This window comes from Paraburkholderia eburnea (assembly GCF_002917095.1).
In the GTDB taxonomy this organism is placed as follows: Bacteria; Pseudomonadota; Gammaproteobacteria; order Burkholderiales; family Burkholderiaceae; genus Paraburkholderia; species Paraburkholderia eburnea.
In genome coordinates this window covers 46,314-58,704 of the sequence record NZ_PQGA01000022.1, presented here as the reverse complement: position 1 = coordinate 58,704, position 12,391 = coordinate 46,314, and the positions used below count along the sequence as shown (strand labels likewise).

Below are 12,391 nucleotides of genomic sequence, written 5' to 3'. Positions count from 1 at the left end.
GCGCGCGCGTTGGGCAGGTACGCTTCGGCCATGCTCGACCTCACGGACAACCCAACTACGACCGCAGACCCGCGAAAGGCTGCACGCGCGCTCTACTGGCAAGGGTGGCGCGTGTCGTCGATCGCGCGTCATCTGAACCTGAACCGCTCGACCGTCGAGACGTGGAAGCAGCGCGAGAATTGGGATAAGACGTCGCCCATTGACACGATCGAGCTGACGACAGAAATGCGCGTCAATGCGTTGATCGCGAAAGAGAAGAAAGAGCCAGGCGATTACAAGGAAATCGACCTGCTGATGCGCCAGCTCGAACGCGTCGCACGCGTGCGCAAGTACAGCGAAACGGGCAAGGAATCCGATCTCAACCCGAACATTGAGGCGCGCAACGCAGCACCGAAGAAAAAGCAGACGCGCAACGAATTCAGCGACGAGCAGGTTGCACGCTTGCACGAGGCATTTCTTGATTGCCAGTTCGACTATCAGAAAGTCTGGTATCGGAACGGCCATCAGCGCACACGAAACATCCTCAAATCGCGGCAGATCGGTGCGACGTTCTATTTCGCGCGCGAAGCGCTCGACGACGCCTTGCAAACCGGCCGGAACCAGATTTTTCTATCTGCGAGCAAGGCGCAGGCGCACGTTTTCAAGCAGTACATTGCACAGTTTGCGCGCGAGGCCGCCGATGTAGATTTGACGGGCGATCCGATTGTCCTGCCGAACGAGGCGACGCTTTATTTTCTCGGCACGAATGCCCGCACGGCGCAGAGCTATCACGGCAATCTGTACGTCGACGAATATTTTTGGATCGGCCGTTTCAAGGAGCTTCAGAAAGTCGCTTCTGGCATGGCGATGCACAAGAAATGGCGCGAAACGTATTTTTCGACGCCATCGAGCCTTGCACATCAGGCCTACACGTTCTGGAACGGCGAACATATCAATCGAGGCCGCGCGAAGGCCGACCACGTTCACTTCGACATAACGCACGAAGCGCTTGCGCGCGGTCGGCTTTGTGAGGACGGCCAGTGGCGCCAGATTGTCACGGTAGAGGATGCCGTGCGTGGCGGCTGCACGTTGTTCGACCTTGAGGAATTGCGGCGCAAGTACAGCCCCGAGGATTTCGCCAATCTGCTGATGTGCCAGTTTATCGACGATACGGCGTCGATTTTCACGCTGGCAAACCTCCAGCGCTGCATGGTCGATTCGTGGGAGGTGTGGGACGACGTTGAGCCGCTGATGCTTCGCCCGTTTGGTTTCCGTTCGGTGTGGGTCGGCTATGACCCGGCGCTAACGGGTGACTCCGCGGCGCTCGTCGTCGTCGCGCCGCCAGTGGTTCCTGGTGGCCCGCTGCGCGTGCTCGAAAAGCATCAGTTTCGCGGCATGGATTTCGAGGCGCAGGCCGAGAGAATCAAGGAAATCACGCAGCGCTACAACGTCGCTTACCTGGCCATTGACACGACCGGCATCGGCCAGGGCGTCTATCAGCTCGTGCGCCAGTTCTACCCGGCCGCCGTGGCGTTCAACTATTCCCCCGAGGTCAAAGGCCGTCTTGTACTCAAAGGCTTGTCTGTGGTGAACGGCGCTCGGCTCCAGTTCGACGCGGGCTGGACGGATATGGCTGCTGCCTTCATGGCGATCAAAAAGACTGTCACGGCGAGCGGTCGGCATGTCACCTATGAGGCTGGCCGCAGCGAAGAAGTTGGACACGCCGACCTTGCCTGGGCCGTCCTGCACGCAATTTCAAACGAGCCGCTTGAAGGCATGGCGGCCCGCACTTCCGGATTTATGGAGATTTCCGTATGAAAGAGAGAAACCGACGCGCGCAGCAGCGCGCACAGACTGAACAGCTAACTGCACCCGTCACCGCAAGCAGCGCCCCGGCGGGCGCGAGCGCGTTCACGTTTGGCGATCCGATGCCGGTGATGAACCGCGCCGATCTACTCGATTATGCCGAGCTGGTGAGCTACAACGGCTGGTATGAACCGCCAATCAGTCTTGCCGGCCTTGCGAAGTCGTTCAGAGCTGGCACGCACCACGCGTCTGCGCTCTACTTCAAACGAAACGTGCTCGCGTCGACATTTATCCCGCACAGGCTTCTCTCGCGCGACACCTTCCGGCGGTGGGCGCTCGATTTCCTGATGTTCGGGAATGGCTATGTCGAGCGGCAGAAAAACCGACTCGGCGGCACGCTGAAATTTGAAGCCGCGCCCGGCAAGTACATGCGCCGCCGAGTCGACATGGTGAGCTACGCGCAAACCGATGGCTGGAAAGTAGTGCACGAATTCGAGGCTGGCGCCGTGCATCACCTGATTGAGCCCGACGTGAATCAAGAGGTCTACGGTATGCCCGAATATCTGGGCGCCCTCCACGCCGCCTGGCTAAACGAGTCGTCGACGCTTTTCCGCCGGCGCTACTACGAGAACGGAAGCCATGCGGGCTTCATCCTGTACCTGACGGACGCTGCACAAAGTCAGGATGATGTCGACGCGCTGCGTGACGCCCTCAAGAGTGCTAAGGGGCCGGGCAATTTCCGGAACCTGTTCTACTACGCTCCGAATGGAAAAAAGGACGGTCTCCAGCTTATCCCGGTGTCTGAGGTCGCTGCGAAGGACGAGTTTTTCAACATCAAGAACATCACTCGCGACGATTTGCTTGCAGCGCACCGCGTACCGCCTCAATTACTCGGCATCGTGCCGAGCAACACGGGCGGTTTCGGCGCGGCGGATACGGCGGCGAAGGTGTTTGGGCGCAATGAGATCACGCCACTACAGAATCAATTTCTCGCGTTCAATGATTGGGCCGGCGACGAAATCGTACGTTTTTCATCGTACACCTTGGATGTCTAATACGACCGGTCAATTGGGCACCAGTCCAACGAGTACAAGCAACTCTCCCAGCACGGGTTCGACGCGACGCACCCGTTCGAGTGCGTTAATGTCGATTCGTGTGCCGAGGTTGTCGCGGCCGAAGTTCTTTTGATACTCAGGCCACTCGGCGACCAGTTGTTGTTCGCTAACGGGCGTAGTCGGTGGTCGTCGATTGGAGCATCTATCTAAGTGGCGAAGAAGTAAGGCCTCGTGACACGGGTCTTGCCAAATCAGACGAAAGTCGTTTTCGCGCGCGAGCCTGTCACACTCGGCGTCGTGCTGTGCGTTCCTGCCCCGCTGGTCGCTGTCGAGAAGCACATATTTCGCTACGAATTTACCGCGCCCTTGTTCATTGTGCTTTCTAAGGGCCTTCTTCGCGGATTCGATATTCGCCAAATGGTCGCCGCCATTCAGCAGTTCAGGGATAAGATGATGCCGAGTACGCAACCCCATTAACTGCTGCAAGAGTGCAACATAGCTGCGCTCACTTTCTCCCTCGCAACCGATGAAGACGCGATGTCGTATGGCAATTTTCTGCTTCGGCATCTTTCGTCACCCGATAGTAGGGACTGCGCCAAAAGCACCTCCCATATATTTACGATAAAAATTGTCGACTCGCCGGACGCCTTGAATATCCTTCAAACCATAAATGCTGGTTCCACCAGCTGCGTCTTTCTCACAAAAATAGATCTCTTCTTTCGTTAGTTCCTCTAGCAACGACACGTTCTGGCAGGTTATCCAAAGCTGCGCGTTGAAAGGGTTCCGCTCTGGCGAGTAAAACCAACGTAAAATTTCTGGTAGGACAAGCGGATGAATGGCGAGATCAAGCTCGTCGATAACAGCGATTCCACCATTCTTCAATGTATGCGCAAGGTGCGGATATACGTGTAGGAATTGCCGCGTGCCGTGACTTTCTAACGGAAGCGGAACTGGCCTAGATAGACCTTCGTGCGCAAAGTTCGCAATTGGCCCATGCGGACCTGACGCGACAGACATTGAACGAATCCCAAGATCGATGTTCGATAAATCTCGGTTTGCAGATTCGATGAAATCTGGATTCGCCTGAAAAAATTGAAGCATGGCCAGTTCATTGACGACGGATTTCTCGATAAAGATATTCGAGTTAATCCGCCGCGATGCAGTTTGTAGTAGCTTCGACGGTTCGTGGTCAAGCTGCGCCAAGGTAGATATTACACTGGCATTATCCCGAAGAATCTGTTTTAACACAGCTTTGTGCTTGGCCAACCCGAATTCGATCGATGCGCTAACGTCTCCATTTGCGTCACGTTCGAAAAGACGAATTTTTCGCTTTGCATACGACGGCCATGAATAAAGCGCCTCACTTAGAACCGAGCGTCTGAAATTTTTGTACTCGAACTGAACCTCATAAGAGTAACGACAAGTTTCCGGTGAGACTTGCAGGCCTGGCAAATTGTCCGGCGCCGGCCACCACTTTTCACTAGTGTCAAACTCAATCGCCAGCTTGATAGGCTCGCCTTCGAGGCCAGCGCCCCAAAACGGCTCGATAGGAAGAGTTGTGTTCGCTTGAAATTGGAAACTATCGCGGACGAACCAAGTGATGTGCTGTATCGCACGCAAGACAGTTGATTTCCCGGCTGCGTTAGGTCCGAAGAACGCAACTACCTTCGGCACACGTTTGGCCGATCCGCTCCAAGCGTCAGCGTAACGTTCCGCGTTGTCATTTACAGCGGCGCCTATGCCCAGGTCGATCACATGCCGATCGCGCACCGACATGAAGTTTTCAATCGTCAGGGAATGAATCAAGGTACTCTCCTAGTGAACGAGATGGAGAATACAACAAAAAAAAGTTGTTTTTTGACTTTGTTGCCTGACTTTTTGTAATTTTTAACATCATTTTGCATATTTTTTGTCACACCCCGACTTTGAGCCAAGTCTAGGCGGTCAACCCGCATCTTTTTGCGCCAAGTTGCGTTAACCGCGTCGCTCGTATTGGCAGCCGCTGCCCGCTTCCAGCGCGGGTTCGGGCGGTTTTAGTGCCTGCATCAAAACGCGCCCATTTAGAAGTCGGCAGGCGGGGAGGGGGACTGCGTTTTTGGCGTTCACGCTGGACACTTGTGTTTCATATCTAGCCCTAAATACCACGCGAACGTGCGCCCCCCTGCTTTCTCGGCTTCTCAGGGGCTTGCCAGCCGTTGGGCGTGTTCTGGATGACGGAGCACCCCGCTATCGGCTCCTGGCGCCTCAAATCGGCTCGCCGTTCCTTGTTCCCTCTCCCCACCGATCGCTATACTGTATATCCATACAGCATATGTTGAATTACTCATGCGCCACCGCCCACCCTTGCCCGCCGTCCGACTCGCGGAAATTTGGGACGAGAGCCCCACTCCGCTCGTGCTTGAGTTGCTTTGGGAAATACATCGGCTACGCTCAACGATCCGGCGCGCGAACCAGATTCGGCTTTTTATCGGTGAGGGACACGGAGCTGTGCCGTCTACAGTATAGGAATGCTTCGAGCGCGAGCTTGCGGCCGAACCATGTCTGACCGATCCGCCCACGCCGAGGCAGCAGGCGGCAGTCGATGAAATTGTGGCAGGCCTAGAAGCGGCGCGGCGAAAGGGCAACACCAAATCCAAGGAATGAAAAAGCCGCCGCGTATTTCTACGCAGGCGGCCTGATGGATTCGATGCTGGTAAGGCGCTACGCTATCGGCGCAGTCCGATTTCACAAGGCAATCTACCTGCGCCCCTACTTGACCGCCTCCAGCTCCCACAGAAGATGAGAGAGGCCGCCTTTAAAGAAACGCCGATGCAGATTCCGCACGCTCTTTCGGAACGAACGTCCGGCAATATGTGCGTTTTTTTCCGCGACCCATTCAACGCGTAGGGGTTTAAAGTTTCCGCGAAAGCCGTAGTTTCGGCCGTACGCCGCCGCGCCGCAAAAATATTCGTGCGTCTCTTCGGTGATGATGTTCACATGGGTTGGATCGACCAGCGCCTTCGGAGACGGGAAAGCCGGCGTCATCGCATAGAACTTGCCGCCCGGTTTCAGCACGCGATGAACCTCGTTCATCAGCTCGACAAACGGCAAACGTATTTGCCCGTCCACAGCGAGTTGGCGCGGAACGTGTTCAATGAAATCGAACGCCGAAACCGAGTCAAACGAGTCCGCTTCGAACGGAATTGACTCCAGCGCGAGATTTGCCTTTCGGTATTCGAACGGACTTTCTTCCAAAAAGCCGCCGTGCACGTCAATGCCGGCCAACCCCGTAAAACCATACGGATTGCGGGGTTTCATTCCGCAACCTAAATCCAAGTGTCGCCCCTCTTTCACGATCATCTAACCCCGGTCTATCGTAACGATTCTTGTTTGTTCTGGCACTTGTAATGCCAAGAAAGATTTGGAAGCGAATCGTAACGTAAACATCGGACAAATGTTGGATTGCTCACGCGACGCGACCGATTCACTGCGAAGCGATGAACTTCGCCATCGCGAGGTTGATCGCCGCAGCACGGGATAGCCCCAGCTCGGCGGCGAGGGTGTCGAATCGCTTCAACAGATCGACGTCGACGCTCGGGCTTATCACCTCTTTCCGCCGGCGGCCCGGCGACGCGCCCGGCACATGCGATGCATCGGGCGCACCCGCGATGAATTTCTCCGCATCGCTTGCCTGTTTCGAGGCGTCCGGCCGTTTCGTGATTGCCATTTTCTCCCCCTAGTTGATATCAGTTTGATATCAACTTGCCATCTGACCGATATCGTTACGATGGCAAATTGATATGTGCTTAAAGGCCGAAAATGGCGGCCGTTAGACGATCAATTTCCGCGCACGCAATCAGGTCGCGACGCGGCATTTCTTCGACATGCAGGCCGGCACCGCAGGCATTCGCGAACGCCTTGCGCCGTCCCAGGCGGAAAGGAAGCAACTCAACTTGTGGGAATTCTGCGAGCGCTGCTGCGGCGTCGCGATTGTCTGCGCCGCCGGCATCGGCGGCATTCAGGAAGGCATAGGCGGTTAGCTCGCGCACGGCTCGCGCCTCGTCGACGAGCTGCATCATGTCTTGCATGGCCCACACGTCGAACGTGCGCGGAAGGCATGGAATCGCGACGGCATCGCAGACCGTGAGAGCGGCGCGCAGCGCGCTCGAATCGCGGCCGCCGGCGTCGATCACCACATAGTCATACGCATCACGCTGCTGGAGCACCTGGGTGCGCAGCGTGCGGCCATCGGCATACGCCGATGCCGCGATTGTTGGCCGCCCGCTCTCTGCCCGCAAAGTAATCGCCGTAACGCTGGTTTGCTGGCGATCGCCGTCGACGTGCCACACGCGAGCGCCTTCGCGTGCCAGCCCGATTGAGAACTGGAGCGAGGTCGTCGATTTCCCCGTGCCGCCCTTCGAGCTGCCCACCACTACTGTTTTCGTTGCCATATGCTCCCCCGAGCAGAATGAGACATTGGGTCCATATCAAGGCGAAATCGGCCAGAGTGCTTGCGCGCGGCGCGCTATTCGTTGAATTGCAGCGATGCCGTTTCGCGCCGTACGCGGCGCGGTATCGGCGTTTCCGGCGGAAACATGTCGATTCGCGTCCGGTATGAGTGGCCGCATGTCACGTCGTCACACTGAAAATCGAGCAGCCACGACGTTGGCGATACCTTCTCGATGCCGCGTGCGATGCCGTGCGACTGGCAATGCGGGCATTTGATGGTGAACCTCAACATGTCGCCCTCGCGAGCGCGCGCGTCGTGCGCGCATTGACGCCGCCGCGAAGCCGTGGCGACGGCCTGACTTCGAGCGATACGTCGGCGCGCGGCTTCGCGGACGCCGACAGCGAAAAGAGGATTTCGAAGCCAGCCGGCGTGCGATAGCCGCAGTCCTCGCAGACGAAATACATGCGCCGCATGGTGTCCGACAGACCTTCCGTGTGCCGAGCGTGGATTTCGCCATCGCAGCAAGGACATTCGATTTTCATGGTCGTCATTCCGGTCTCCGGTCAGTACAAATTGCGCCGCCCCCGGCGAAACTCATGGCTGCGCCGTCGAATTCGTCATCGAACGGTGCGGCCGTATGGTGTTGAAAATCCGGCTCTACGGCCGGTCGCGTACAGTTATTCACACGAGTCCAAGGCGCGCGCAGCGCGCGCTCCCAACCCACAGCCTGCGTGCGCGATCCCGCGCGCACGACTTCCCACTGATATCGCTTCGAATCGACAGTCACGGTGCGCGGCAAAACGTCGATCCAGTTGCCGATCGCGTCGCGCACCTTGGCGATTTCGAAATACTCGATGCCGACCGGCTTCGCGGCCGACTCTTCGCCGTAGGCCGTTCGCGAGCCATCCCGAAACGTGGCCAGGCGCACGCGGTAGTCGCGGCCGCAATGCACGCCGCCCTGCGCGTTGACGTAGTGATCCCAGGCCACTGACGCGTTTTCGCGCCCTTCCAGCTTGGCGACGCGGTTCACTGCGTTGTGTGCCGCGCGCACATGCGCGGGCGCGTCGGCCGGAACGGATTCGACGCGGCGCAGCTCGCGCCAGATCGTCACCGGCGGGCCGCCAATCTGCTGGAACTGGCGAATGCGCCAGCGCGACGCCCACGCTTCGACGCGCGCAGACGTTTCCAGCGCGTCGTTTCCGATCAGGTCTTTGTCGAGCTTGTAGCCGTCGATATTCTTCGCTACGTACTTCGCGATATAGGCTGCGGCCGTGCCTAGAGCTGCATCCATGCGCTTGAAATCGCAACGCTTCTCCTGCGCGCCGGCTTCGTCGCCGTCCATTTCGAGCGCGTAGCGACGCACGGTCGATTCAACGATTTCATCGTGTGCCGGCTGGTAGAACACGAGCAGGTGCCAGTGCGGTGTACCGTCGTGTTGCGGCTCGGCAATGCGAAAGCCATAGAGCGTGATGCCACGGCGCGCGAGTGATGCGCGAATACGCGCCCACACGCCGCGCAGATAGACTTGGGCTTCGTCGGGCTTCGTCCCGTCGTAACGCTTGTTTCGGATCGCACGCGCGCCTGACATCTTGAAGGCGTGCATTTTCGAAGGGCACGTGAGCGTCAGGAACAGGCCGGTATGCGCAGAGGCAATCGCAATGCGTTCGAAGCCGGCGATACGCGTCATCAGCTCCGCGCGGCGAATGGCCTTGTTTGCCGGGCCTTTCGCCGACAGCTCGGCAAGCGTGAATTCCTGGTCGGTGTCGAGGTTACGCGCGATCGTGCTTTCTAGCATTTGCGCATTGCGGTCGTTCTGCGCGCGGCGCGCGGTGAGGCCTTCATTCGACACGTACACGTCGCGCGTGCGGTTCACGAGGCCGAAGTCGATTGCGGCCGATTCAACCGCGCGCGCGTGCGCCCGGCGCAGGCGCATCGTCCACCACTTCGGCGCGATCATGCGGCGCACAGCGCCTTCGTCTGAAATCCGGCCCGTTGCTGGCTTCACGCTGCGCGACTCGCAGAAATTGGCGAGCATCGTGCGCGCTTCCTGCGTCTCAAGCGGTGCCAGTTCCACCGCTGTAATGCCGGCCGCCTGTGTGCCGCATCGCCCTGCTTCCTGCCACGCGGCAAGCGAAAGCAGGCGCACGCGCGCCTGTTCCGCGCATTCCTGCGCGTATGCAATTACGTCGTGATCCTGCGCGTCGAGGGGCAACTCGTCACTTACTGCATGTCCGGCGAGCGTCGCGACTGTCTCGCGCAAAGCGACGTTCGCTGCGCGCTGCGCATCATTCTGCGCGGTGACCTTCTTCGAATTGAAGGACGCGCGGCGGCGATCCCACTCGCGCATCATGTTGGCCTGCCAGCGACGCGGGAACGGCGCGACGAGGCCTGCGGCCCATACGTCGTTTGCGCCGAGCATTACGCAAAACCCCGCACGGTGCGGGAGATTGCAGCCCAATACGCATCAGGTGTCACGTTCACGCGGCGCGGCGTCGTGTTTTGCGCCGCGCCGTACGCTGCCTTGGCCGTGGTGAGAATGGATTTGATGCGGGACAGCTCTGCATCGCCGCGCGCCGTAGCGCGGATATGCGCGACGCTAGGCGCGGGCTGTGGCTTGAAAGACAGGTGCGAATCGCCTGCATAGCCGATATCGCCGTCTTCAATGCGCCCCGCGATTTCGTCGAAAGCGGTTGCCTTGCGCATAGCGATTACGCACCCAGCCAGTAGAAAAAGCGGTCGAGCGCACGAGCTACGCGCGACGGTCGACGATAGAACGGGCCTTCGATGGTGAACCCGCCGAGTGCCGCCGGGTGAACCGGCGCGACGGTTTTCAGAGAGCAGTTGCGACGGGTGCGAATTGCTGCGATCGAACCCTTATTGACTGCCGCGAATCGTTGCGAACCAGTGAGAGCTGTAACCGATTGTTGCTGCGAAACCTGCATTTTCCGACCCCCTACTCAACCCCAAGAGCGATGAATTCTGCGAAACATCGCCCCTGCGGCCGGGTAGCAAATCCAGCACTGGCGGGGTTGAGGGCCAGGTGCAAGGGCGACGGACGGAGAATAGTTGATCTTACTCGTACTAGTCAAGACAACTCGTACGTTCAAATTAGACCAACGTTGCAGCAGGTCGAGCGTTCGACTAACCTTGACGCCAAGGTTGAATTTGATTTGTAAGGGGTTTTTAAATGAGAACCACGATTGAATGGCTCGACGCCGCGAAGGCGCGGCTCGATTTGCAGTCTGACTACGCGGCCGCGAAGGCGCTGGGTGTGACCCGCTCCACGATCAGCGGCTATCGAACTGGCCGCTCAGTGTTCGATGAAAAGACCTGCATTCGCGTCGCAGAGATTCTCGGAATTGATCCGTTGGAAGTGATTGCTTCTGCGCGCGTTGAGAGCGCGAAAGATGCCGAAACGCGAGGCGTTTGGATGCACGCCCTGGAAATTTTTTCCAAGGGTTTTCGTCTGCTGGCGCTACCCGCTAACGCTTGTGGGGCTTGGCTCCCACAGGTGTAACGCCAGCTAAGTTAGCCGTTTCAAAAGACTAGTTATTATATTATGTAAAATTAAAACACAAACCCACCAAAACCCTCAAAATAGCATCCCCCAACGCCCGGAAATTTTTGTTCTGCCTGAACGAGCGCTTGGGCGACACCACGCAACCGGCTATCGCCCCCTGTAAATTTTCGCCTGCTTCCGACTTAGCGCACATCGCCGTGAACCGGCACGCTGCGCATCGGCGCCTCTCCAGCCTCCGCCGCAGCCGCAACATCACTATCCCCATCAACCTGCGAAAGATTGCGTCCACGCGTCTCCGGCAGCAATAGCGCCGCCGTCACCACCAGCAGATACGACGCGCACGCGCACAGCCCCATTGCCGCGCCAAGCTCGACGCGCGCGCCCAGCACACCCACGAGCGTCGGCATGATCGCGCCGACCGCGCGGCCCGCGTTGCCGCACAACCCCTGCGCCGAAGCGCGGATACGCGTCGGGAACAGCTCCGCCAGATACGCGCCGGTACCCGCAGCCGTGCCCGATTGCAGCGTCCCGAGTACGAAGCCGAGCACGAGCGTCACCGGCAAGGTGATCGGCGTCAGCGTATAGATAGCGACCGCCACGGCCTGCAAACAGGCGATCACGATGAACGTGCGGCGGCGTCCGAAGCGGTCGGCCATCCAGCCATTGAGGAATGCCCCCGCGAACGAGCCCAGAATGTTGATCGCCAGATAGCCGCCGACGTTCGTAATCGACAGATGCAGCACGAGTTTCAGATACGCGGGGAGCCACGTGATCATCACGTAGTTGCCGCCATAGATGCCGAACGTGAGAAGAATCGCCTTGAGCGTCGTGGCGCGCAGCGGGCGCGCGAACACGGCCCAGATGCCCGGGCGGTCGGCGGCGGATGCGGCGCGCGTCTGGGCGAATACCGGCGCTTCTTCGATATGCCGCCGGATCCACAGCACCAGCAGCGTCGGCAACAGGCCAATCGCAAACAGCACGCGCCAGGCAAGCGCCGGTTCGAGCGTATTGAAAATCAGCGTCGAGAGCAGCACGGCCACGCCGTAACCCACGGCCCACCCCGCCTGGAGCGAGCCCACGGCGCGGCCGCGCACCTGCGGCCGGATGGTTTCGCTGATCAGCACCGCGCCTACAGCCCACTCGCCGCCGAAGCCCAGCCCCTGCAGACCGCGCGTGAACATCAGTTGCCAGAACGAATGCGTGAAGGCGGACAGCAGCGTGAACGCCGAAAACCACAGAATCGTGATCTGAAGGATGCGCACGCGCCCGTAACGATCGGCCAGAATGCCCGCGATCCAGCCGCCAAGCGACGCCATGATCAGCACCGTCGTCCCCAGCAAGCCGGCTTCGCCGCGCGTCATGCCCCACAAGGCGATCAGCGTGGGAATCGCGAGCGCGTACATCTGCGTGTCCATCGCGTCGAGACCCCAGCCGCTGAAACACGCCCAGTACGTCCGCTTTTCCGGCTGCGTCAGCTCGGTGTACCACTTGAACATGCGTTTTCTCCGTGAACCATGCGCTCTGCATTAGGTTCAACGATACAAAAAACGCACGGCTCCTCGACATCGAGGGTAAACCTGAATGCCGTGTGGATGGCGTCTT

14 protein-coding genes are annotated in these 12,391 nt (G+C 58.9%); 3 read left to right on the top strand and 11 right to left on the bottom strand.

What is annotated here, in order from left to right:
• The first annotated feature begins 30 nt into the window (after positions 1–30).
• Both B0G62_RS26660 and B0G62_RS26655 read left to right on the top strand, forming a co-directional pair.
• The gene (locus B0G62_RS26660; RefSeq protein ID WP_103707202.1) at positions 31–1,797 is read left to right on the top strand and encodes a terminase ATPase subunit family protein; all 1,767 of its coding nucleotides are present in this window, start codon (positions 31–33) and stop codon (positions 1,795–1,797) included.
• Positions 1,794–2,840 carry a phage portal protein gene (locus B0G62_RS26655; RefSeq protein WP_103707172.1) on the top strand — a complete coding sequence of 349 codons (1,047 nt, stop codon included), beginning with the start codon at positions 1,794–1,796 and terminating at the stop codon, positions 2,838–2,840. Before B0G62_RS26660 ends, B0G62_RS26655 begins: the two co-directional genes overlap by 4 nt.
• Before the next feature lie 9 nt (positions 2,841–2,849).
• Here the strand turns inward: B0G62_RS26655 and B0G62_RS26650 are convergent, their stop codons facing one another.
• From B0G62_RS26650 to B0G62_RS26605, 10 genes are all read right to left on the bottom strand, one after another.
• The gene (locus B0G62_RS26650; protein WP_103707171.1) at positions 2,850–3,407 is read right to left on the bottom strand and encodes an RloB domain-containing protein; all 558 of its coding nucleotides are present in this window, start codon (positions 3,405–3,407) and stop codon (positions 2,850–2,852) included.
• 6 nt (positions 3,408–3,413) lie between these two features.
• Positions 3,414–4,646: an AAA family ATPase gene (locus tag B0G62_RS26645; protein WP_103707170.1), complete on the bottom strand. Its 1,233-nt coding sequence runs from the start codon at positions 4,644–4,646 to the stop codon at positions 3,414–3,416.
• A gap of 942 nt (positions 4,647–5,588) precedes the next feature.
• Positions 5,589–6,179, bottom strand: coding sequence for a methyltransferase domain-containing protein (locus B0G62_RS26640; RefSeq protein WP_103707169.1), 591 nt, complete (start codon positions 6,177–6,179; stop codon positions 5,589–5,591).
• A 124-nt stretch (positions 6,180–6,303) separates the two neighbouring features.
• Entirely contained in the window at positions 6,304–6,546 is a 243-nt protein-coding gene (locus B0G62_RS26635; protein WP_103707168.1) for a CopG family transcriptional regulator, read from the bottom strand.
• A gap of 79 nt (positions 6,547–6,625) precedes the next feature.
• On the bottom strand, positions 6,626–7,270 hold the full coding sequence (locus B0G62_RS26630; RefSeq protein ID WP_103707167.1) for an AAA family ATPase: 645 nt from the start codon (positions 7,268–7,270) through the stop codon (positions 6,626–6,628).
• Positions 7,271–7,344: 74 nt separating this feature from the next.
• A complete protein-coding gene (locus tag B0G62_RS26625) occupies positions 7,345–7,560 on the bottom strand; it encodes an ogr/Delta-like zinc finger family protein (RefSeq protein WP_244193384.1) in 216 nt (71 codons plus the stop codon).
• Positions 7,554–7,820 (bottom strand): ogr/Delta-like zinc finger family protein, encoded by a 267-nt coding sequence (locus tag B0G62_RS26620; protein ID WP_167401346.1) that lies wholly within the window; start codon positions 7,818–7,820, stop codon positions 7,554–7,556. The genes B0G62_RS26625 and B0G62_RS26620 overlap by 7 nt, the downstream gene beginning before the upstream one ends.
• Positions 7,817–9,688 (bottom strand): replication endonuclease, encoded by a 1,872-nt coding sequence (locus tag B0G62_RS26615; protein WP_103707166.1) that lies wholly within the window; start codon positions 9,686–9,688, stop codon positions 7,817–7,819. The genes B0G62_RS26620 and B0G62_RS26615 overlap by 4 nt, the downstream gene beginning before the upstream one ends.
• Complete coding sequence (locus tag B0G62_RS26610) at positions 9,688–9,972, bottom strand: hypothetical protein (RefSeq protein ID WP_103707165.1); 285 nt, start codon at positions 9,970–9,972, stop codon at positions 9,688–9,690. The genes B0G62_RS26615 and B0G62_RS26610 overlap by 1 nt, the downstream gene beginning before the upstream one ends.
• Positions 9,973–9,977: 5 nt before the next feature.
• Positions 9,978–10,211: a hypothetical protein gene (locus B0G62_RS26605; RefSeq protein WP_103707164.1), complete on the bottom strand. Its 234-nt coding sequence runs from the start codon at positions 10,209–10,211 to the stop codon at positions 9,978–9,980.
• A 245-nt stretch (positions 10,212–10,456) separates the two neighbouring features.
• On the opposite strand from B0G62_RS26605, the gene B0G62_RS26600 reads away from it, so the two are divergent.
• Positions 10,457–10,786, top strand: coding sequence for a helix-turn-helix domain-containing protein (locus B0G62_RS26600; RefSeq protein ID WP_027818867.1), 330 nt, complete (start codon positions 10,457–10,459; stop codon positions 10,784–10,786).
• Positions 10,787–10,971: 185 nt separating this feature from the next.
• Here B0G62_RS26600 and B0G62_RS26595 read toward each other — a convergent pair whose 3' ends face one another.
• Positions 10,972–12,285, bottom strand: a complete 1,314-nt coding sequence (locus tag B0G62_RS26595; RefSeq protein WP_103707163.1) for an MFS transporter — start codon at positions 12,283–12,285, stop codon at positions 10,972–10,974.
• Positions 12,286–12,391 lie beyond the last annotated feature (106 nt).

Bases quoted from the DNA above. Each gene is read 5' to 3' on its own strand.
- B0G62_RS26660 (WP_103707202.1), top strand. From the start codon at position 31: ATGCTCGACCTCACGGACAACCCAACTACGACCGCAGACCCGCGAAAG.
- B0G62_RS26655 (WP_103707172.1), top strand. From the start codon at position 1,794: ATGAAAGAGAGAAACCGACGCGCGCAGCAGCGCGCACAGACTGAACAG.
- B0G62_RS26650 (WP_103707171.1), bottom strand. From the start codon at position 3,407: ATGCCGAAGCAGAAAATTGCCATACGACATCGCGTCTTCATCGGTTGC.
- B0G62_RS26640 (WP_103707169.1), bottom strand. From the start codon at position 6,179: ATGATCGTGAAAGAGGGGCGACACTTGGATTTAGGTTGCGGAATGAAA.
- B0G62_RS26635 (WP_103707168.1), bottom strand. From the start codon at position 6,546: ATGGCAATCACGAAACGGCCGGACGCCTCGAAACAGGCAAGCGATGCG.
- B0G62_RS26630 (WP_103707167.1), bottom strand. From the start codon at position 7,270: ATGGCAACGAAAACAGTAGTGGTGGGCAGCTCGAAGGGCGGCACGGGG.
- B0G62_RS26625 (WP_244193384.1), bottom strand. From the start codon at position 7,560: ATGTTGAGGTTCACCATCAAATGCCCGCATTGCCAGTCGCACGGCATC.
- B0G62_RS26620 (WP_167401346.1), bottom strand. From the start codon at position 7,820: ATGACGACCATGAAAATCGAATGTCCTTGCTGCGATGGCGAAATCCAC.
- B0G62_RS26615 (WP_103707166.1), bottom strand. From the start codon at position 9,688: ATGCTCGGCGCAAACGACGTATGGGCCGCAGGCCTCGTCGCGCCGTTC.
- B0G62_RS26610 (WP_103707165.1), bottom strand. From the start codon at position 9,972: ATGCGCAAGGCAACCGCTTTCGACGAAATCGCGGGGCGCATTGAAGAC.
- B0G62_RS26605 (WP_103707164.1), bottom strand. From the start codon at position 10,211: ATGCAGGTTTCGCAGCAACAATCGGTTACAGCTCTCACTGGTTCGCAA.
- B0G62_RS26600 (WP_027818867.1), top strand. From the start codon at position 10,457: ATGAGAACCACGATTGAATGGCTCGACGCCGCGAAGGCGCGGCTCGAT.
- B0G62_RS26595 (WP_103707163.1), bottom strand. From the start codon at position 12,285: ATGTTCAAGTGGTACACCGAGCTGACGCAGCCGGAAAAGCGGACGTAC.